Source organism: Pseudomonas sp. MYb193 (assembly GCF_002966775.1).
In the GTDB taxonomy this organism is placed as follows: domain Bacteria; phylum Pseudomonadota; class Gammaproteobacteria; order Pseudomonadales; family Pseudomonadaceae; genus Aquipseudomonas; species Aquipseudomonas paracarnis.
Window position 1 is genome coordinate 1,330,961 of record NZ_CP023269.1, and the last position, 19,948, is coordinate 1,350,908.

Consider the following 19,948-nt stretch of genomic DNA (forward strand, 5'->3'; position numbering starts at 1 on the left):
ATAAGGGCAATCTGTGATAACCACCCAAGCCTTCCCGACCATCCGGGCTATCCAGCGCGATGCCTGGAACGACTGTTTTCCCGGTGCCCTGGAGGATTGGGACTATTACCTGGCCGTGGAAAACGCCGCGATCGATGACTTTCAGTGGCGTTACCTCGCGGTCTTCGAGGATCAAACGCTGGTGGCCGTGGCTGCCGCGTTCGTCACCCATTATCGCCTCGACACCACGGTGTCGGGGGCCGGCAAGCGCTTGACCGAGCGCCTGGAGCAGCTGTGGCCTGGCGTTTTGCAACTGGCGTTGTACGCCATCGGTTCGCCGGTGGCTGAACGCTGTGATGCCGGTGTCGCCAGCCATGTGCCCGAATCTCGGCGCCCGTTGCTGTTGCAGCAGTTACTGGCGGCTGCGCGGTGTGATGCCGACGCGCTCGGTATCGGCTTGCTGGCGGTCAAGGATGCGCCCACCAACGACCCGCATTGGGCCCAGAGCTGCCTTGCCGCAGGTTTTCAAAGCATGCCCAGCTTGCCCACGGGGGTGTTGCCGCTGCCTTATGGCTCGGTGGATGCCTACCTGGGTTCGCTGGGCAAATCCACGCGCAAGGACCTGCGCCGCAAACTGCGCGCACCAGGGCCGAGGGTCGAGTGGCGGCGTAATATCGATGACGTGCTGCCTGAGGTCATGCGCTTGTATGAAGCCACGCTCGCGCGCGCAGACTTGCAGTTCGAACGCCTGCCCGCCGGTTACTTCACGGGCGTGCTCGAACACCTGCACGAGCGGGCGGTCTGTGTTCTGTACTGGGTGGACGAGCGCCTGGTGGCGTTCAACCTTATCCTGTTGGATGAGCATCGGCTGGTGGACAAGTTCTTTGGCCATGACCTTGCGTTCAGCCGCGAGTACAACCTGTACTTCCGCAGCTGGTTGACCAATGTCGACTATTGTATTGAACACCATATTCCGCTGTACGAGTGCGGCCAGGCCGGGTATGCCAGTAAACTGCGCCTGGGTTGCGAGTTCGAGGGCAACAGCCTGTTCTTCCGCCACCGCAACCGGCTGGTCAACGGCCTGCTCACGCTTGTAAAACTGTTTATTCGACCGGATCGTTCCGACCCTGCCATGGCTGCTGCGATAAGCGAAACCTGATGATTACCAAGACCCGCCAGAAAGCCCGCCCCTTTGCCATCTCGCGTTGGAGCGTCCAGCGCAAGCTGGTGCTGGCGTTCTGGCTGGTCAGCGTGATTCCCACCATGATCGCGGCTGAGCTGGCTGCCACCACGCTGTCGCAGATTTTCGACAGCAACGTGCGTATCTGGCTGCAAGAGTCGACCAAGATCGTCAAGGACGAAATCGGCGACATCCTTCACGACAACGCGCGCATGGCCAAGCTGTTCCTGCGCTATACCAGCCCGCCGTCGTCCAAAAATGCCGAGAAGCACGACCGGCTCACTGCCGACATCGCCGATGCCACCGATATCGACGTGGTCGCGCTGATCCGCACCAGCGACCGTAAAGTGATGTTCAGCACGGCCGCCGATGACATCGTCAGGCAGATCAACCTCACCAGCAACGCGGTGCTGCAAACCGTGCAAGTCGCCGGCGTGAGCACGGGCCTGGTGGTGTCCACCTTCGAAACCAGCCGTGACGGCGTTGATTACCTGTTGCTGGTCGCCACTTACCTGGACAGCAGTTTCCTCACCAGCGTGGCCGACGTGCATTCCCTCGACCTGCGTTTGTACCTGGCCAACCCTGCCGGTTTTTCCGAAATATTTTCCACCCAGCGCTTCGCCAATCACCCCTCGCGCATCCCCAAGAATGTCGAGACCTACCTGCGCAGTACCAAGCAGCCCAGCGAGCAGTTCACTAACCAGTACAGCGGTTTGTATTGGCCGATTTTCAATGATGCCGGCGAGTTGCAAGGCGTGATCTTCAGCGGCCTGCTACGCCATACCAGCCTGGTGGGGCTGGTGAACCAGAGCAACCTGTTCGTGCTGATCTTCCTGGTCAGCTCGGCGCTGTCGCTGGCGGCCGGGTTGCTGGTGTCGCGGCGCCTGACCAAGCCCCTGCGCGATTTGTCCCAAGGCGTGGATGCGGTGATCTCGGGCAGTTATGCGCACCGTGTGGTGGTCAGTGGCGGTGACGAACTTGCGCAATTGAGCAGCACCTTCAACCACATGACCGAACGCCTGGGCGAGTTGCATCATCTGGAAGCCCAACTGCGTCGGCGTGACCGCTTGCATGCCCTGGGTGAAGTCGCCATGGGCCTGGCTCACGAAATTCGCAACCCACTGGGCATCATCAAGACCGCCACCCAACTGTTGCATCGGCGCGCTGACCTGGCGGAAACCGACAAGCGTCACCTGGAATATGTCATCAGCGAAGTCAGCCGCATCAACGAGCTGATTACCGAATTCCTCGATTTCGCCAAGCCCAACCCGCCGATACGCGTGCAACAACCGGCACGCGCCCTGGTAGAGGAAATTCTCGGTTTCTGCGGCCCGGAGCTGAGTAGCCATCGCATTGACGCGCAGATCGACGACCAGGCGCCTGGCGCGACGATCTACGCCGATGCCAAGCAGCTCAAACAGGCCTGTCTCAACCTGATCCTCAACGCCATCGACGCGATGCCCGACGGCGGGCGCCTGACCCTGGGCATTCGCAGCGTGGGCGACAACACCGTGATCAGCATCGCCGATACCGGCGAGGGCATCCCTGCGGACATGGTGGAACGCATCTTCACGCCATTCGTCACCACCAAGGCCTCGGGCACAGGGCTGGGCCTGGCCAAAGTCTATTCGATCATGGAAAGTCACGACGGCAGCATCGAATGCGCCAGTGAGAAAGATGCCGGCGCGACCATCAGCCTGTACATTCCTGCTGACGGTGAAGACGACGGTGAAGATGAGGACGGGCATGACGCATAACGTATTGGTGGTCGACGATGAGCCCAAGCTCTGTGATCTGCTGACCCAGGCCTTGAGCCAGAACGGCATCCAGGTGTTCAGCGCGGGCAATGGCCTGCATGCGCTCAAGGTGCTGGGGGAGGAGGACATCGACCTGGTCATCAGCGACTGGCGCATGCCGGGCATGGACGGGCCGGCGTTGCTGGCCGAAATCAAGGTGCGTTATCCGACCTTGCCGGTAATCGTGATGACGGCCTACAGCACGGTGAAAAACGCCGTGCAGTCGATGCGTAACGGTGCCTATGACTATATTGCCAAGCCGTTCGACATCGACGAGCTGGACATCACCGTGGCCAAGGCCCTGCAATTTCGCGACATCATGCGCGACAACGCGCGCATGCGCGCCGAGCTGGACGAGCATGCGCAGTTCGACAGCCTGGTGGGCGACAGCCCGGCGTTTCGCCAGGTGCTCCAGGCGGTGGATTCGGTGCGTGACAGCAACGCCACCATCCTGCTGACCGGCGAAAGCGGCACTGGCAAGGAAATGGTCGCCCGCGCCATCCACAAGCATGGCAGCCGTGCCGACCAACCCTTCGTGGCGGTCAATTGCGCGGCCATCCCTGAAGGCTTGCTGGAAAGCGAGATGTTTGGCCATCGCAAAGGCGCGTTCACCGGCGCCGTGGCTGACCGGGTAGGGCGTTTCATGCAGGCCGACAAGGGCACGCTGTTTCTGGATGAAGTCGGTGATATGCCCTTGGCGTTGCAGGCCAAGATTCTGCGCGCATTGCAGGAGCGGGTTATCGAGCCGGTAGGCGACCCCCGCGAACGCAAGGTGGATGTACGAGTAATTGCCGCCACCAACAAGAACCTGCTGGATGCGGTGGCGGCCAAGGAGTTTCGCGAAGACCTGTATTACCGCCTCAATGTCTTTCCGATTCCGTTGCCGTCGTTGCGCGAACGCGTGGAAGACATCGCGCCCCTGGCGCGCCACTTCGCCCACACTTTGAGCGCCACCACTGGCAAACGTATCACCGGTTTCAGCCCCGAGGCGTTGCAGGCCATGGCGGCGTATCACTGGCCGGGCAATATCCGCGAGCTGCAAAACTGCGTGGAGCGCGCAACCATCGTGGCGGCTTCATCGGTGATCGAGGATATTGATTTGCCGGGGTATCTGTTTGCTTCCACACCGAGCGAGGGTGATGTGACCGCGATCCTCAGCGACGGCCCAGGCGTGCCGCGGGATCTGGATGCGGCGCTGGCCGAAGTGGAGAAAGCCTATATTCTTGCGGCGCTGCAGGAGAGCAATGGGGTGCAGGCCGCGGCGGCGCAGCGGATCGGGATTTCCGAGAGGAGCTTCTGGTATCGCCTGAAGAAGCTGGGGATTCAGGTCGACAAGATCGTGCGCTGATCTGAGTGTGGGAGCTGGCTTGCCTGCGATTGCGGTCTGTCTGCGCCGGATGTTTACCTGACACACCGCTATCGCAGGCAAGCCAGCTCCCACCGGTTTAACCGTGTTGTGTCAGGTGTGCAGGCGTACCCACACGCTGACCAACACGGTCGCGGCCATCAACCAGGCCACGGCGGCGACTGCCAGCGATGCCTCCAACCGCAGCCGATCGACCATCACATACAGCGTCGCCAAATACACAAAGTACGGAATGATCGACCACATCCCGAACAGGATCGTGGTCTTCAAGTCCGCAACCGTTCGGCCTTTGCCAACGATGTAATGGGCGATCAGCGCAAAAGTGGGAAACAGCGGCACCAAGCCTGCGATGTAATAGTTTCTGGTCTTGGCCAGCGCCGCCAGGATCAGCACCACTGCGGCGCCAAGTGCAGCCTTCAGGAACAGATCCATCAGTGACTCAATCCGTATTTCTTGACCTTGTCGAACAGCGTGGTCTTGGCCATCCCCAGTTCCTGGCTGGCCTGGGTCAGGTTCCCGCCGCTGCGCTGCAGGGCATCGTTGAGCAGGTTGCGTTCAAAGGCTTCCACCGCCTCGGTAAAGGCAACCCCTTGGTTGCCGCTGCCGGCGCCGCTTTTCTTGAAGGCGGGCAGGCCGAGGGCGAAACGTTCGGCGACGTTGCGCAGCTCACGCACATTGCCTGGCCAGTCGTGGCTCATCAGGTTGGACAGGGTCTGGTTGTCCAGCTCCGGCACCGCCCTGTCGAAGCGTAGCGACGATTGCTGCAGGAAGTGTTCGAACAGTTGCAGGATGTCTTCGCGCCGCTCGCGCAGGGGCGGCAGTTCAAGGGTGACGACGTTGAGGCGGTAGTACAGGTCGCTGCGGAACTGGCTGGCGCGGCTCAACTCGTCGAGGTCGGACTTGGTGGCAGCGATTACCCGGCAATCCACTGCCACGCTCTGGTTCGAACCCAGGCGTTCCAACGTACGTTCTTGCAGCACCCGCAGCAATTTGATCTGCAGGTTGATCGGCATGCTCTCTACTTCATCGAGGAACAGCGTGCCTTGATGGGCATGCTCGATCTTGCCGATGCGACGTTTGCCGGCGCCGGTGAAGGCGTTGGCCTCGTGGCCGAAAATCTCGCTTTCGAACAGGTTCTCCGGCAGGCCACCGCAGTTGAGCGCGACGAACTGGTGGGTATGGCGTCGGCTGAAATCATGCAGGCAGCGCGCGACCAGTTCCTTGCCAGTGCCGGTCTCGCCTTCGATCAGCACGTTGGCCGAGGTATCGGCGACATTGGCAATCAGTTCGCGCAGGTTTTGCATGGCCGGCGAGCGGCCGATGATGCGGCCTTCCAGCGAGTCGCGTTCGGCCAGTTGCCGGCGTAGCGACCAGACTTCCCGCGCCAGCCCGCGTTGTTCCAGGGCGCGGCGTGCCACGTCCACCAGGCGTTCGGGCGAGAAGGGTTTCTCCATGAAGTCGTAGGCGCCGTTACGCATGGCGCCCACCGCCATGGAGATATCGCCATGCCCGGTGATCAACACCACCGGCAGGCTTTTATCCAGGGCCTTGAGGCGGGTCAGCAGTTCCAGGCCATCGATGCCCGGCAGGCGAATATCGCTGATGACGATGCCGGCAAAGTTTTCGCCGATGCGCTTGAGCGCTTCTTCGGCGCTGCCCACGCCGACGCTGGTGATGTCTTCGAGCGCCAGTGCTTGCTGGCAACCGAGCAGTACATGGGGGTCGTCTTCGACGATCAGGACGGTAAGGTCTTGGGCTTGTGTATTCATGTCGACTCAGCTCGTTGAGCGCCCACCAATGGCAGGTTCAGGACAAAGGCGGTACCACCATTGGCCGGATGTTCCACGGCAAGGCTGCCGCCGGTGGCGGCCGCGAGGCTTGCGGAAAGGGTCAGGCCCAGGCCCAGGCCTTGTTCGCCGGGCTTGGTGGTAAAAAAGGGTTCGAACAAATGCTTGCGCGCCTCGGGGTCGATGCCGTGGCCATTATCACGCACCAACAGGCGGTATTTGCCATCGCCGCTCTGGCCTTCCAGCCATAGTTGTGGCACCGCTTGGGCTTGCATCGCATCGAGCGCGTTACCGATCAGGTTGACCAGGATCTGCTCCAGGCGGGTCTGGTCGATCTGCAATTGGGCGTTGGCAAAGTCACGGTGCACGGTCAACGGCAAGCTGTCCAGGCGCGCGCCGAGCACCTGGAACGCGGCGTCCACGGCCTTGCCGAGGCTGGCTTCGCCCTGGTCGTCACCGCGCCGGGCAAAGGAACGCAGGCTGGCGGTGATGCGGCCCATACGGTCGATCAGTTCGTTGATGGTCTTGAGGTTGGTGCTGGCAGTGTCCAGGGCGCCGCGCTCAAGGAAGCGTACGGTGTTGCCCGACAGCGTGCGCAGCGCTGCCAGCGGCTGGTTCAGTTCGTGGGCGATGCTGGTGGACATCTGGCCAATGGCCGCAAGTTTTCCAGCCTGCACCAGTTCGTCCTGGGCGCGGCGCAGGGTTTCTTCGGCCTGGCGTCGTTCGCGAATCTGGCCCTTGAGCCGTTCGTTGCTGGCGCGCAGGTCGGCGGTGCGTTCGGCAATCCGACGCTCAAGCTGGCTGTTGGCTTCCTGCAAGGCTTCCCGTGCGGCGAGGCGGGTGGCGATGACCTTGCGCCGTTCGTTCCAGGCGATCAGCAGGAAGGCGACCAGGCCAAAGGCGACGGCCACCAGGATGCCCTGGTTGATCGCAGCGCGGCGCAGGTCGTTGAGCGGGGTGAGCAGGGTGAAATTCCACGGTGTGTCGTTCAGCGGGCGGGTCTGCGCCAGGTAGCTGACGGCGTGCTGGTCGTTGACCACTTCGGTGTTGGCCGGGAAGGTCAGTTTCTCGGTGCCTTCGTTCAGGCGCTCACGGGCCAGGGGTTGCAGTTCATTGAGCGTCGCCCAGTAATATTGCAGGCTGTGGGCCAGGCGGTCCTTGGTGTCATCGCTCAGCGGGCGTACAGCCTTGAGGCGACGCGCCGGGTCGCTGGAAAGAATAATGATGCCGTTCTCATCGCTCACGAAAGCTTCGAGGCGCGCACGTTGCCAGCGCTCTTCAAGGGCTTCGAGGCGCACCTTGACCACGGCGACGCCGATGATCTTGCCGTGCTCTTCCAGGCCATGGGCCAGGTAATAGCCGGGTTCGCCGTTGGTGCTGCCGATGCCGTAGAAACGACCGGGCTGGCCGCGTACGGCGTTCTGGAAATAGGCGCGAAAGGACAGGTCCTCACCTTGGTAACTGTCGGCATCGCGCCAGTTACTGGTGGCCAGCACGCGGCCGGTAGTGTCCATCACATAGATGGCGCGGCTGCGACTGCGGCGGTTCAGGCCTTCGAGGTAGTCGTTGACCGTCTTGCGGGTTTCCTGGTTCGGGTCGGCGAGCAGTTGGGAAACACTGGACTCCAGTTCCAGCAGGCTGGGCAGGTAGGTGTACTTGCTCAGTTCGCTTTCGACGGTGCGGGCGTGCAGCTCCAACTGGCGTTCGCCATTGTCGCTGAGGGTGCGGATGCCGTAGTAGTCACTGACCCAGAAGCCGATATAACCCAGGCCGACCATCAGGGCGATGATCAACGGCGGCAGGAACAGTTGGCGTATCAGACGAGGCTTCACTGCAAGTGATGGCGGCGCGGCGCGATATTGATTGGGGTCGCATTTCATCACAGATGCCTTGGGTCAGCTACCGCTTGCCAGTATAAGAGCGGGCTTGTGTGGGAGCCGGGCTTGCCCGCGATGCAGGCGCCTCGGTGTAACAGTTGCACCGAGGCGATGCCATCGCAGGCAAGCCAGCTCCCACACAAGCCCGGCTCCTACAGGACGAACGGTGTTGCTTTTAGTGCTGCAGGATTTTCTCGAGGAAGTGCTGCGCGCGTTCGGAGCGTGCGCTGATGTCGCCGAAGAACTCTTCTTTAGGGCAATCTTCGATGATCTTGCCGGCGTCCATGAAGATAACGCGGTCGGCCACTTTGCGCGCAAAGCCCATTTCGTGGGTCACGCACATCATGGTCATGCCTTCGTGGGCCAGTTGCACCATCACGTCGAGCACTTCGTTGACCATTTCCGGGTCCAGCGCCGAGGTCGGTTCGTCGAACAGCATGACGATCGGGTCCATGGCCAGGGCGCGGGCAATCGCCACACGTTGTTGCTGGCCGCCGGAGAGCTGGCCAGGGTGCTTGTGGGCGTGTGCCGACAAGCCCACGCGGTCGAGCAGTTGCAGGCCCTTCTTGGTGGCTTCTTCCTTGCTGCGGCCCAGTACCTTGATCTGCGCGATGGTCAGGTTTTCGGTGATGGTCAGGTGCGGAAACAGCTCGAAGTGCTGGAACACCATGCCTACGCGCGAGCGCAGTTTTGGCAGGTTGGTCTTCGGGTCGGCGATGGAGGTGCCGTCGACCACGATGTCGCCCTTCTGGAACGGTTCCAGTGCGTTGACGCACTTGATCAGGGTGGACTTGCCCGAGCCGGATGGCCCGCACACCACGATCACTTCGCCTTTTTTAACCTCGGTGCTGCAATCGGTCAGCACCTGGAAGTCGCCATACCACTTGTTGATGTTCTTGATAGAGATCATACGGCAAACCTTTTTTGCAGACGCTTGACCAGCAGCGAGGCGGAAAAGCTGATGATGAAGTAGACGACACCGGCGAAGATCAGGAACTCATTGGAGCGACCGATGATGTCGCCGTTGGAGCGGGCGGAGTTGAGGAAGTCCACCAGGCCCACGGTGTAGACCAGGGAGGTGTCCTGGAACAGGATGATCGACTGTTGCAGCAGCAACGGCGTCATCTTGCGGAACGCCTGGGGCAGGATGATCAGGCGCATGGTCTGGCCGTAGGTCATGCCCATGGCTTGTGCTGCCGCCATCTGGCCCTTGGGAATCGACTGCACGCCGGCTCGTACGATTTCGCAGAAGTACGCGGCCTCGAACATCATGAATGCCACGACGCAGGAGGTGAACGCACCGATCGGCGTGTCTTCGCCGGTGATCCAGCGCAGTACGAACGGCACCGCCAGGTAGAACCAGGTGATCACCAGCAGCAAGGGGATCGAGCGGAAGTAGTTCACATAGGCGCCGGCCACGCGGGACAGCAGTTTGTTGGACGACAAGCGCATCAGGGCCAGAATGGTCCCGATGATGATGCCGCCGACCACACCCATGACCATCAGCTTCAAGGTCATGACCATGCCGTTCCACAGGCCTGGAATGGCGGGGATGATGCCGCTGAAATCGAAGTCCATTATTTGCCCCCCACGGAGATCAGGCCGGGCACCGCGACTTTCTTCTCGACCACGCGCATCAGCAGCATCAGGCTCATGTTCAGGGTGAAGTAGATCAGCGTGGCCAGGGTGAAGGCTTCAAACAGGTTGGCCGAGAACTCGGCGGTCTGTTTGGTTTGCGCCAGCAGTTCCATCAAGCCGATCAAGGACGCCACGGAGGAGTTCTTGAACACGTTGAGGAATTCCGAGGTAAGCGGCGGAATGATGATGCGGTAAGCCTGGGGCAGTAGCACGTTCCAGTAGATCTGCGGCAGCTTGAAGCCCATGGCGCGCGCCGCGGATTCCTGGCCGCGTGGCAGCGCCTGGATACCGGTACGCACTTGCTCGCACACACGGGCGGCGGTGAACAGGCCCAGGCACACCACGACGCTCAGGTAGGCCGAAGTGGTCGGGTTCAGGTCTTGTTTGTACCAGTCCTGCAGGTTCTGCGGCAGCATGTCCGGTACCAGGAAGTACCAGATGAACAGCTGAACCAGCAGCGGCACGTTACGAAACAGTTCCACGTAGCAGGTCGCGATGCCCGATACGAGGCGGTTTGGCACAGTGCGCATGACCCCCAGAATGGAGCCCAGCAGCAAGGCGATAATCCATGCCACGATAGCGATGGCGATGGTCCAGCCCAGCCCGGAGAGGTACCAGTCGAGATAAGTCTCGCTGCCCACGCCGGTGGACTTGAAGAACACGCCCCAGTCCCAGTTGTAATTCATTAGGGTCTCCCCTCGAGATCGATCGATGTACAAGCACCCGCTTGGGGAAGATCCGTTCCCGCCTGACGTTGAACGCCAGGCACACACGATCGGCTCGAAAACCGCCAGGTCGAGTGTTCCAAGTTAAAACCAGCAGGTAATTACAGACGCCTGAGGGAGGGTTGGCTCCCTCAGGACATAAGCTTAGTCAGGTATCAGATTTTTACTTCTGGCGCTGGTTTGTCGCTAGGGTTAGCGATCAGCTCCTTGACCTTGTCGCTCATCGGGAAGTTAAGGTTCAGGCCTTTCGGTGGGATCGGGCTTTCGAACCATTTGGCGTAGATCTTGTTGATCTCGCCGGACTTGTACAGGGCGACAATGGCGTCATCCACGGCTTTCTTGAAGTCCGGGTCGCCTTTGCGAACCATGCAAGCGTAGGCTTCAAAGGACTGCGGAGTACCGGTAATGACCCAGTCGTCCGGCTTCTTGGCCTTGGCTTCTTCACCGGCCAGCAGGGCGTCGTCCATCATGAATGCAACGGCGCGGCCGCTTTCGAGCATCTGGAAGGATTCGCCGTGGTCTTTGGCGGAGATAACGTTCATGCCCATCTGCTTGTCGGCGTTCATCGCCTTGATGATGCGCTCGGACGTGGTACCGGCGGTGGTCACGACGTTTTTGCCTTTCAGGTCGGCAAAGTCAGCGTAGGACGGCTTGCCTTCCTTGTCTTTCTTGACCAGCAGGCGGGTGCCGATTTCGAAGATGTTGACGGTGAAATCAACTTGCTGGGCGCGTTCGGTGTTGTTGGTGGTGGAGCCGCACTCCAGATCCGCGGTGCCGTTCTGGATCAACGGGATACGGGTTTGCGAGGTCACCAGGTTGTACTTGGCTTTGAGGTCGGGTTTGTTCAGGTCTTTTTTCAGTTGCTCGACAACGGCCAACTGGATGTCGTGGGAGTAGCCCACGGGTTTGCCCGAGCCATCCGCGATGTAGGAAAACGGAATGGAGCTGTCGCGGTGAGCGAGAGTGATGGTGCCGGAGTCGTTGATTTTCTTCAGTGTGCCGGTGAGTTCGGCGGCAAAAACTGGAGTGCTGATCAGAGCAGCAGCGATAGCTGCGCCCAGGATATGGGGAACGATGCGCATCAATACTTCCTCGACATTTGTTTTTTTTATGAAGCCAGCTGAACGGCTCTCTTGTACAGCGACTGCCCGTGACGGCTCCTAAGGCGCCTCAGGCAATCGTTGAAGAGTGTAGAGCATGAGTCGTGCCATACCGAAAATAAAAGGATAACTTCATGATTTATATGAAAATTAACTTTTTGTGTCGGCAGTATTTTCGGTCGGTAGTCCGGCAAACCGAATAGGGCAGAGGGGCGTGTTCGGAAAACCGAATAGTTCGTAGGGGCGAGCTTGCTCGCGAAAAACGCAAAACGCCGCGTTTATGCTGAATAAACGCGGCGCTCTCGGGTTTTTCGCGAGCAAGCTCGCTCCTACATTTTGGGGCGGTCAGGCGGCTTCGATCTTGCTGCGGTTCTGCTCGACCTTGGACAAGTAGCGTTGCAGGTTTTCCTGCTCTTGCGGCGTGGTGAACAGGCCAAGCTTGGTACGGCGCCACAGCACGTCCTGTGGTTGTGTCACCCACTCTTCGGCGCACAGGTAGTCGACTTCGCGGGTATAGAGGCCGCCACCCAAGTGGTCACCCAGATCGGCGAGCGATTGCACGCCCTCCAGCAGGCGCCAGGTGCGGCTGCCGTAGGTGGTGGACCAGCGACGGGCGATCTCGCTCGGTACCCAGTCGAACTTGGCGCGGATGGCATCGGCCAGGGCTTCTGGGGTAGTCATGTGCTCGCCACCGGGCAGGCTGGCTGTGGCAGTCCAGCTTGGGCGCATCTGGGTGAAGTACGGCGCCAGTTGGGCCATGGCCGACTCTGCCAGTTTGCGATAGGTGGTCAGCTTGCCACCGAACACCGACAGGATCGGCGCTTCGCCGGTGCCGCCGGACAGCGACAGGGTGTAGTCACGCGTAATGGCCGACGGGTTGTCCGACTCGTCATTGCACAGTGGGCGCACGCCGGAGTAGGTGTGGACAATATCGTCGCGGCTCAGCTGTTTCTTGAAGTGCGCGTTGACCACCTTGAGCATGTAGTCGGTTTCACCTTCGGTAATCGCGACTTTTGCCGGATCGCCGGTGTATTCGCGGTCGGTGGTGCCGATGATGGTCAGGTGGTTCAGGTACGGAATGGTGAAGACGATGCGTTGGTCTTCGTTTTGCAGAATATGCGCGTGAGCACCCTCGTACAGTCTCGGCACGATCAGGTGGCTGCCCTGGATCAGACGAATGCCGTACGGTGAATCCAGCTTCAGGTCGTCCCGGATGAATTTGGCCACCCATGGGCCGGCGGCATTCACCAGGGCGCGGGCGCGGATCGAGAACAGGCTGCCGTCGGCACGTTCCATGTTCATTTCCCACATGCCGTTGCTGCGCTTGGCGCTGACGCAACGGGTCTGGGTGTGGATGTGCGCGCCTTTCTCGCGGGCAGCCATGGCGTTGAGTACCACCAGGCGGGCGTCGTCGACCCAGCAGTCGGAGTATTCAAAGCCTTTGGTGATTTCGCTTTTCAGCGGGCTGTCGGCACCGAACTTGAGGCTTTTGGAACCCGCGAGCTTTTCGCGCTTGCCCAAGTGGTCATAAAGGAACAGACCAGCCCGAATCATCCAGGCCGGGCGCAGGTGCGGGCGGTGCGGCAGTACGAAGCGCATTTGCTTGACGATGTGCGGTGCCTTGGCCAGCAGTACTTCGCGTTCGGCCAATGCTTCACGCACCAGACGGAATTCGTAATGCTCCAGGTAACGCAGTCCACCGTGGATCAGCTTGCTGCTGGCCGATGAGGTGTGGCTGGCCAAGTCATCCTTTTCGCAAAGGAATACCGACAAACCGCGACCGGCTGCGTCTGCTGCAATCCCGACGCCATTGATCCCGCCACCAATTACGGCAACGTCATAGACTTCGGCAAGCGGTGGAGCAGGCAAGGTGGAAGGGTTCATCGGCTGGCCTCGCGATCTTTTCGTCTTGGAATTCGAACATGAATGTTCATTTGCGAAAATGGTAGCTGATAATTGCGGGCACAGCCACCCGACTTCGATTGAAAAAACTCATCGAAGGGTGGAAAAAGGAAGAATTATGAACAAAGGTGAATGTATGGGTGTTAGTGAGGCCGTCATCGCGGGCAAGCCCGGCTCCCACATTTGATCGCATTTCAAACTGTGGGAGTCGGGCTTGCCCGCGATGACGCCTGAACAGGCGCTAAACGACTTCCAGCCGCACCTTGTGCTCATTCAGCACTTGTACCAACGCCGGCACCGGCTGCTGGTCAGTCACCAGGCAGTCCACCAGGCTGATCGGCCCCAGGCGAATCATGGCATTGCGCCCGAATTTGCTGGAGTCCGCCGCCAGGATCACCTGCCGCGCATTGGCGATGATTGCCTGGGAAACCCGCACTTCCTGGTAATCGAAGTCCAGCAGGCTGCCGTCCTCGTCGATCCCGCTGATGCCCACCAGGGCAAAGTCGACCTTGAACTGGTTGATGAAGTCGACACTGGCCTGGCCCACCACACCACCGTCACGGCGCACATTGCCGCCGGTGAGCAACACATCGAAGTCGTCCTTGGCACTGAGCATGGTGGCAACGTTGAGGTTGTTGGTGATGATTTTCAGGTGGTTGTGATTGAGCAGCGCACGGGCGATGGATTCGGTGGTGGTGCCGATGTTGATGAACAGCGAGGCGTGATCGGGAATCTGCGCGGCGATGGCTTCACCGATGCGTTGCTTCTCGTCGCGCATCTGGTCGGCACGCATGGCGTACGCGGTGTTCTCGACACTGGAGTCATAGGCTGCGCCGCCGTGGTAGCGGCGCAACAGGTTGGCGTCCGCCAGCTGGTTGATATCGCGGCGGATGGTTTGCGGGGTGACAACGAATAGCTGCGCCATTTCCTCGATACTGACGTACCCGCGTTCGCGGACCAGTTCGAGGATTTGTTGTTGGCGGGGAGGCAGATTCATGGGGCGTCCTTTGGGCTGCCATACAAAAGTGGCCCATGATGACGCAGGAATCCGCTCCCTGCCAGTTACAACCTACCGTAAGCCAGCGCTTGGCTTATTCGGCGCCTTCGTGCGGCTCCCAGTCACGGGTGCGGCTCACAGCTTTTTGCCAGCCGGCGTAGAGTTTTTCTTTGGCCGCCTCATCCAGCTGTGGCTCGAACTCGCGCTCGATTACCGCCTTGCCGCGCAACTCGTCCAGGCTGCCCCAGAAGCCACACGCCAGGCCCGCCAGGTAGGCCGCGCCGAGGGCGGTGGTCTCGCGCATTTGCGGGCGTTCTACCTGGGTGCCGAGGATGTCGGCCTGGAATTGCATCAGGAAGTTATTGGCAACCGCGCCGCCGTCCACGCGCAGGGCCTTGAGGCGTTCGCCCGAGTCCTGTTGCATGGCGTCGAGGACGTCGCGGGTCTGGTAGGCAATCGATTCCAGGGCTGCACGAATAATGTGGTCTACGCGTACGCCACGGGTCAGGCCGAACAGTGCGCCACGGGCATACGGGTCCCAGTAGGGCGCGCCGAGGCCGGTGAAGGCGGGTACCAGGTACACGCCGTTGCTGTCCTTGACCTTGCCGGCAAAGTATTCGGTGTCGTGGGCATCGTTGATGATCTTCAGCTCGTCACGCAGCCATTGCACGGTGGAGCCACCGTTGAAGACCGCGCCTTCCAGGGCATAGGCCACCTCGCCGCGTGGGCCGCAGGCGATGGTGGTGAGCATGCCGTGCTTGGATTTCACCGCCTTGTCGCCGGTGTTCATCAGCAGGAAGCAGCCGGTGCCGTAGGTGTTCTTGGCCTGGCCCGCTTCCACGCACATCTGGCCAAACAGGGCCGCTTGCTGGTCACCGGCAATGCCGCCGATAGCAATGCCGCTCTTGGTACGGCCATAGATTTCCGACGACGACTTCACTTCAGGGAGCATTTCCCGCGGAATGTCGAGAATCTCCAGCATCTTCGCATCCCACTCCAGGGTGTGGATGTTGAAGAGCATGGTGCGCGAAGCATTGGTGTAGTCGGTGACGTGGGTCTTGCCGCCGGTAAATTTCCAGATCAGCCAGCTGTCGACGGTGCCGAACAGCAGTTCGCCATTGCGCGCACGTTCGCGACTGCCTTCGACGTTGTCGAGGATCCACTTGAGCTTGGTGCCGGAGAAGTACGGGTCGGTCACAAGGCCCGTGGTGTCGCTGATGTATTGCTCATGGCCGTCGCGCTTGAGCTGCTGGCAGATCTCGGTACTGCGGCGGCACTGCCAGACAATAGCGTTATAGATCGGGCGGCCGGTGATCTTGTCCCAGACCACCGTGGTTTCACGCTGGTTGGTGATACCGATGGCGGCCACCTGGTCATGGTGCAGGCCGGCCTGCGCCAGCGCTTCGACCATCACCGCGCTCTGGGTGGCGAAGATTTCCATCGGGTCATGTTCAACCCAGCCAGCCTGCGGGTAGTGCTGGACGAATTCACGCTGGGCGGTACACACCACGTTGGCGTCACGATCGAAGATGATCGCCCGGGAACTGGTGGTGCCCTGATCAAGGGCAATGATGTAGTTCTTATTCTGAAGGTCGGTCATGTCAATTGCCTTGGACGAAATAAGGAAGTCAGAAATCAGCCTGGGCCGCGAAGGGCAGGGGGCCAGGCTGGCGCTTTCAGGAAATACGAGTCTTGCCGTTGACAGCCGTGTCAGGTGTTTCTTCAGCGATAGCCGGTGCGGCGCTCGGCAGGTGGCGAGCAATCAGCCCGCGATAGGCCGCAGCGCCCAGGCATGCGCCGACAATCGGAGCGAAAATCGGCACCAGGAAATAAGGAATATCGCGACCGCCAGTAAAGGCCATTTCACCCCAACCGGCGAAAAAGGTCATCAGCTTGGGACCGAAATCCCGTGCCGGGTTCATCGCAAAGCCAGTCAACGGGCCCATGGCGCTGCCGATTACGGCGATCAGCAAACCGATCAGCAGGGGGGCCAGGGGGCCACGTGGCAGGCCGTTGTTATCATCGGTCAGAGCCATGATCACGCCCATCAGGATGGCGGTGATGACCATCTCCACCAGGAATGCCTGGGCCGTGCTCAGCAGCGCATGGGGATAGGTGGAGAACACCGACGCCAATTCCAGGCTGGCTTGTGAGCCGCGGACCATGTGGTGGGTTTGTTCGTAATCGAAAAACAGATTGCTGTAGAGCGTGTACACCAGGGCGGCGGAGCAAAAGGCGCCGGCGACCTGGGCAAGAATATAGAAGGGCAGTTTGCGCTTTTCAAAATCGGCAAAGATGCACAGGGCGATACTGACCGCCGGGTTGAGGTGAGCCCCGGAAATACCGGCACTCAGGTAGATCGCCATGCTCACGCCGACCCCCCAGATGATACTGATTTCCCACAAGCCAAAGCTCGCACCCGCGACCTTGAGCGCGGCGACGCATCCTGTACCGAAGAAGATCAGCAGCGCGGTGCCCAGGAATTCGGCCATGCATTGGCTCGAAAGTGAAGGCTGTTGAAGAGCAGTTGTCATGGAAAACCTCAATTGTTGTTCTTGTCTTGCGCACTGCCTCAACGGGCGGTTGCGCGATTTTCACCGTGACGAGGATCCCCATCCTTAGCCGCGGCTTACTGCTGGAGCACTGATGGACTATTCCTACAGTATTCGGAAACGAAAAAATATAGACAAGAATGACCGCTGTCAAAGGTCGAAAGTGAACCATTGGTCACTTTCGAACTATTGGTCTGATGAATGATCACGCCGTGTATCCCGGAGCTGTGAGCCAGCAGCGCTTGAACTAGAGCGTTTTGCCGGCGCTTGGCCTAGAATTGGGCACCTGTTTTCCCTGCCGGAGACGCCATGACGCCCGCACTGGATTTGTTGAAAAAAGTTCGCGCCGAACATCGCATTCACAGTTATGAACATGACCCCAAGGCGGCGTCATATGGCCTGGAAGCTGCGGAGAAATTGGGCCTCGACCCGGCGCAGGTGTTCAAGACGCTCTTGGCGAGTAGCGAGAAGGGCGAATTGTTGGTGGCCGTGGTGCCGGTCGTCGGAAGTCTGGACTTGAAAGCCCTGGCTCACGCTGCGGGTGTGAAGAAAGTCGAAATGGCTGACCCGGCAGCGGCGCAGCGTTCCACCGGTTATCTGTTGGGCGGCATCAGCCCGCTGGGTCAGAAGAAGCGGCTGCGAACGTTTATCGATGAAACGGCGCAACCCTTTGCAACGATTTTTGTCAGCGCGGGCAGAAGAGGATTGGAAGTCGAATTGCCAGCAGCGGTGTTGGCTGAACACACCCAGGCCAAATTCGCACCGATCGGGCGGGCCTGATAATTATTCTTTGAAGTCTATGAGGATCAAATGTGGGAGCTGGCTTGCCTGCGATAGCATCAACGCGGTGTAACAGATAACCCGAGTTGTCTGCATCGCAGGCAAGCCAGGTCCTACATTCCGACCCGGTTTTATCAGTGAGCGACGCTGTGGCGGCGCACGCCTGACTCAACAGCAGGAATCTGCGCCGCTGTGCTGCCGGATGCCTGGAACACCACCAAATGCTCAGCCGCCACACGAATCCCCACCTCTGCGCCCACTTGGTGATCGGCATGGCTGGGGAAAATCGACTCCAACTGAGCGCCGGTCGGCAACTGTAACCGGTACAGCGTTGAGGCGCCGAGGAAGGTCTTGCCGACGATCCGGGCTTTCAACGCGCTGTCCGGCGCATACACGATATCGTCCGGGCGCAGCAGCACGTCCACCGCAGCGCCGGTCGGCAAGGTGTAGGCGCGGTTGCCGCGCAGGTCGCCCAGTTCAGTGCTGACCGATTCGGGCGAGTTCAGCCGACCACGGATGAAATACCCCTGGCCGATGAAACTGGCAACGTAAGGCGTCTGCGGTTCGTGATAGAGGTTGTAGGGCGTGTCCCATTGCTCAAGACGACCCTCCTTGAACACGCCGACATGGTCGCTGACCGCGAAGGCCTCTTCCTGATCATGGGTTACCAGGATCGCGCTGGTGCCGCGAGCCTTGAGGATATCGCGCACTTCATGGCTGAGCTTGCGGCGCAGTTCGCCATCGAGGTTGGAAAAGGGTTCATCCAGCAACAGCAGTTGCGGCTCCGGCGCCAGGGCCCGGGCGAGAGCGACGCGTTGTTGCTGACCACCGGAAAGCTCATGGGGGAAGCGCTTGCCCAGGTTCTTCAAGTTGACCAGTTCCAGCAACTCGGCAACTACGCGCTCTTTTTGCGGGTGCTTGCGAATGCCAAAGGCGATGTTGTCAGCCACGCTCAGGTGCGGGAACAACGCGTAGTCCTGGAACACCATGCCGATACGACGTTTTTCCGGGGCGAGGGTGAAACCGGCACGGGAGATGACTTCGCCCGCCAGGCTGATTTCGCCTTCATGCACCGGCTCAAAGCCAGCAATCGCGCGCAGGGTAGTGGTCTTGCCACACCCTGAAGAGCCGAGCAAGCAACCGATATCGCCGGCGTTGAGGTGCAGGTTGAGGTTCTGCACGACGCGCTGGTCTTGATAGCCGCATGCCAGATTGCGCAGGTTCAGCAGTAATGACTGGCTCATGCGTGGTGGTACGACGGTGGTACGAGGAATTCGAGCAAGGCTTTTTGCGCATGCAGGCGGTTCTCGGCCTGATCCCACGCGACTGAGCGCGAATCGTCGAGCAGGTCCTGGCTGATTTCTTCGCCCCGGTGGGCGGGCAGGCAGTGCATGAACAGCACGTCTGGCGCGGCCAGGTCGAGCAACGCACGGGTCACCTGGAACGGCGCGAACTGGGCCAGGCGCTTGGCGGTTTCGTCTTCCTGGCCCATGGAGGTCCAGACGTCTGTGCTGACCAGGTGCGCGCCGACCACTGCGTCTTTCGGATCGCGCAGCAGTTGCACACGGCCATCGGCCTTGGCCATGAACTCGGCGCTGGGCTCGTAGCCTTCAGGGCAGGCGATGCGCAGGTGGAAGTCGAACTGGATCGCCGCTTCTATATAGCTGTTGCACATGTTGTTGCCATCGCCGATCCAGGCCACGGTCTTGCCTTGGATCGAGCCACGGTGTTCGAGGAAGGTTTGCATGTCGGCCAGCAACTGGCAGGGGTGCAGGTCATCGGACAGGCCGTTGATCACGGGCACACGGGAGTTGGCGGCAAATTCGGTCAAGGTGCTGTGGGCGAAGGTACGGATCATCACGGCATCGAGCATGCGCGACATCACGATGGCGCAATCGCTGATCGGCTCACCACGGCCCAATTGGGTGTCGCGCGGTGACAGGAAGATGGCCTGGCCACCCAGCTGGATCATGCCGGCTTCGAACGACAGGCGTGTGCGGGTCGAGGACTTTTCGAAAATCATCCCGAGTACCCGGTTTTTCAACGGCTCAAACAGTACACCGCGGTTACGCAGGTCTTTAAGCTCAATGCCTCGACGGATCACGCTGACCAGCTCTTCGGGCGTGCAATCCATCAGGGAGAGAAAGTGCCTTGCGCTCATCATTAACTACCTTTTGCAACAGACCGCAGATACTCAAAGCCTTGTTTATTGCGACAACGGGCGAGACCTGCGGCGAAAGCCGCACGGGGCGACGAAATAGGGGAGGAC

At 60.3% G+C, this 19,948-nt stretch carries 17 protein-coding genes; 4 read left to right on the top strand and 13 right to left on the bottom strand.

Annotated elements, in window-relative coordinates; genetic code table 11:
• Nucleotides 1–13: 13 nt before the first annotated feature.
• Genes CLM72_RS06025 through CLM72_RS06035 form a run of 3 tightly spaced genes read left to right on the top strand, consistent with a single transcriptional unit; the run spans nucleotide 14 to nucleotide 4,303 of the window.
• Entirely contained in the window at nucleotides 14–1,138 is a 1,125-nt protein-coding gene (locus tag CLM72_RS06025; protein ID WP_105225901.1) for a GNAT family N-acetyltransferase, read from the top strand.
• Nucleotides 1,138–2,916, top strand: a complete 1,779-nt coding sequence (locus CLM72_RS06030) for a HAMP domain-containing sensor histidine kinase (protein WP_105225902.1) — start codon at nucleotides 1,138–1,140, stop codon at nucleotides 2,914–2,916. The genes CLM72_RS06025 and CLM72_RS06030 overlap by 1 nt, the downstream gene beginning before the upstream one ends.
• A complete protein-coding gene (locus CLM72_RS06035) occupies nucleotides 2,906–4,303 on the top strand; it encodes a sigma-54 dependent transcriptional regulator (RefSeq protein WP_034126458.1) in 1,398 nt (465 codons plus the stop codon). Before CLM72_RS06030 ends, CLM72_RS06035 begins: the two co-directional genes overlap by 11 nt.
• A 111-nt stretch (nucleotides 4,304–4,414) precedes the next feature.
• On the opposite strand, the gene CLM72_RS06040 is transcribed toward CLM72_RS06035, so the two are convergent.
• The 11 genes from CLM72_RS06040 to CLM72_RS06095 all read right to left on the bottom strand — a co-directional run bounded on the left by CLM72_RS06040 (nucleotide 4,415) and on the right by CLM72_RS06095 (nucleotide 16,881).
• The gene (locus CLM72_RS06040) at nucleotides 4,415–4,753 is read right to left on the bottom strand and encodes a GlpM family protein (RefSeq protein ID WP_014717129.1); all 339 of its coding nucleotides are present in this window, start codon (nucleotides 4,751–4,753) and stop codon (nucleotides 4,415–4,417) included.
• Nucleotides 4,753–6,090, bottom strand: coding sequence for a sigma-54 dependent transcriptional regulator (locus CLM72_RS06045; RefSeq protein ID WP_105225903.1), 1,338 nt, complete (start codon nucleotides 6,088–6,090; stop codon nucleotides 4,753–4,755). Before CLM72_RS06045 ends, CLM72_RS06040 begins: the two co-directional genes overlap by 1 nt.
• Nucleotides 6,087–7,988, bottom strand: coding sequence for a sensor histidine kinase (locus tag CLM72_RS06050; protein ID WP_014717131.1), 1,902 nt, complete (start codon nucleotides 7,986–7,988; stop codon nucleotides 6,087–6,089). The genes CLM72_RS06045 and CLM72_RS06050 overlap by 4 nt, the downstream gene beginning before the upstream one ends.
• Before the next feature lie 172 nt (nucleotides 7,989–8,160).
• Nucleotides 8,161–8,895, bottom strand: coding sequence for an amino acid ABC transporter ATP-binding protein (locus CLM72_RS06060; protein ID WP_003188952.1), 735 nt, complete (start codon nucleotides 8,893–8,895; stop codon nucleotides 8,161–8,163).
• Nucleotides 8,892–9,563: an amino acid ABC transporter permease gene (locus tag CLM72_RS06065; RefSeq protein WP_003188954.1), complete on the bottom strand. Its 672-nt coding sequence runs from the start codon at nucleotides 9,561–9,563 to the stop codon at nucleotides 8,892–8,894. Before CLM72_RS06065 ends, CLM72_RS06060 begins: the two co-directional genes overlap by 4 nt.
• Nucleotides 9,563–10,309, bottom strand: a complete 747-nt coding sequence (locus CLM72_RS06070) for an amino acid ABC transporter permease (RefSeq protein ID WP_003188956.1) — start codon at nucleotides 10,307–10,309, stop codon at nucleotides 9,563–9,565. The genes CLM72_RS06065 and CLM72_RS06070 overlap by 1 nt, the downstream gene beginning before the upstream one ends.
• Nucleotides 10,310–10,503: 194 nt before the next feature.
• On the bottom strand, nucleotides 10,504–11,430 hold the full coding sequence (locus CLM72_RS06075) for a glutamate/aspartate ABC transporter substrate-binding protein (protein ID WP_003188957.1): 927 nt from the start codon (nucleotides 11,428–11,430) through the stop codon (nucleotides 10,504–10,506).
• Nucleotides 11,431–11,793: 363 nt separating this feature from the next.
• Complete coding sequence (gene glpD, locus CLM72_RS06080; RefSeq protein ID WP_105225905.1) at nucleotides 11,794–13,332, bottom strand: glycerol-3-phosphate dehydrogenase; 1,539 nt, start codon at nucleotides 13,330–13,332, stop codon at nucleotides 11,794–11,796.
• Nucleotides 13,333–13,591: 259 nt separating this feature from the next.
• Nucleotides 13,592–14,347: a DeoR/GlpR family transcriptional regulator gene (locus CLM72_RS06085; RefSeq protein ID WP_014717134.1), complete on the bottom strand. Its 756-nt coding sequence runs from the start codon at nucleotides 14,345–14,347 to the stop codon at nucleotides 13,592–13,594.
• A 94-nt stretch (nucleotides 14,348–14,441) separates the two neighbouring features.
• A complete protein-coding gene (glpK, locus tag CLM72_RS06090; protein WP_032893327.1) occupies nucleotides 14,442–15,947 on the bottom strand; it encodes a glycerol kinase GlpK in 1,506 nt (501 codons plus the stop codon).
• Nucleotides 15,948–16,023: 76 nt separating this feature from the next.
• Complete coding sequence (locus tag CLM72_RS06095) at nucleotides 16,024–16,881, bottom strand: MIP/aquaporin family protein (RefSeq protein ID WP_014717136.1); 858 nt, start codon at nucleotides 16,879–16,881, stop codon at nucleotides 16,024–16,026.
• A 327-nt stretch (nucleotides 16,882–17,208) separates the two neighbouring features.
• On the opposite strand from CLM72_RS06095, the gene ybaK reads away from it, so the two are divergent.
• Nucleotides 17,209–17,679, top strand: a complete 471-nt coding sequence (ybaK, locus tag CLM72_RS06100; protein ID WP_057021816.1) for a Cys-tRNA(Pro) deacylase — start codon at nucleotides 17,209–17,211, stop codon at nucleotides 17,677–17,679.
• A gap of 134 nt (nucleotides 17,680–17,813) precedes the next feature.
• Here ybaK and CLM72_RS06105 read toward each other — a convergent pair whose 3' ends face one another.
• Both CLM72_RS06105 and argF read right to left on the bottom strand, forming a co-directional pair.
• A complete protein-coding gene (locus CLM72_RS06105) occupies nucleotides 17,814–18,923 on the bottom strand; it encodes an ABC transporter ATP-binding protein (protein WP_034126462.1) in 1,110 nt (369 codons plus the stop codon).
• A complete protein-coding gene (gene argF / locus CLM72_RS06110; protein ID WP_034126463.1) occupies nucleotides 18,920–19,840 on the bottom strand; it encodes an ornithine carbamoyltransferase in 921 nt (306 codons plus the stop codon). The genes CLM72_RS06105 and argF overlap by 4 nt, the downstream gene beginning before the upstream one ends.
• Nucleotides 19,841–19,948: the final 108 nt, after the last annotated feature.